Here is a 531-nt window from a genome sequence, read left to right as displayed (position 1 = left end):
ACTGGGCCAACCGGACCAACTGGATTAACTGGAGACACTGGGCCAACCGGACCAACCGGACCGAGTGAAGGAAATAATGAGGGCACAATCTATGTAACTAATACCGCCTCAGCGAATATATCAGTGATAAATGGGAATACAAATACAGTAATAACAAGTATAGGGGTCGGATTGTTCCCACAAGGAGTAGGAGTAAATCTATCAACAAATCGAATCTATGTGGCAAATAATAACTCAAGTAATGTATCGATGATAGATGGAAATACGAAACTAGTAATAGAAACTGTGGGGGTCGGGTTAAGCCCAATTGGAATAGGAGTAAATCCATCTACCAATCTTATCTATGTAACAAATAGTGATTCAGATAATGTATCGGTGATAGATGGAAATACAAATACAGTATTAGCAACCATAGGGAGCGGATCGTTCCCACAAGAAATAGGAGTAAACTCCTCTACAAATCGGATCTATGTAGCTAATAACTTCTCAGATAATGTATCAGTGATAGATGGAAATATGAATACAATAATA

General features: G+C 38.6%; 1 protein-coding gene. It reads left to right on the top strand.

What is annotated here, in order from left to right; genetic code table 11:
• Positions 1 to 531: YncE family protein (locus tag F3I02_RS33610; protein ID WP_196478859.1), on the top strand; the 531-nt coding region annotated here is incomplete at both ends.

This window comes from Bacillus sp. SRB3LM (genome assembly GCF_015712745.1).
Lineage (GTDB): Bacteria > Bacillota > Bacilli > Bacillales > Bacillaceae_G > Bacillus_A > Bacillus_A thuringiensis_K.
Note: the sequence above shows the minus strand (reverse complement) of the source record. Positions and strands in the feature narration are given on the sequence as shown.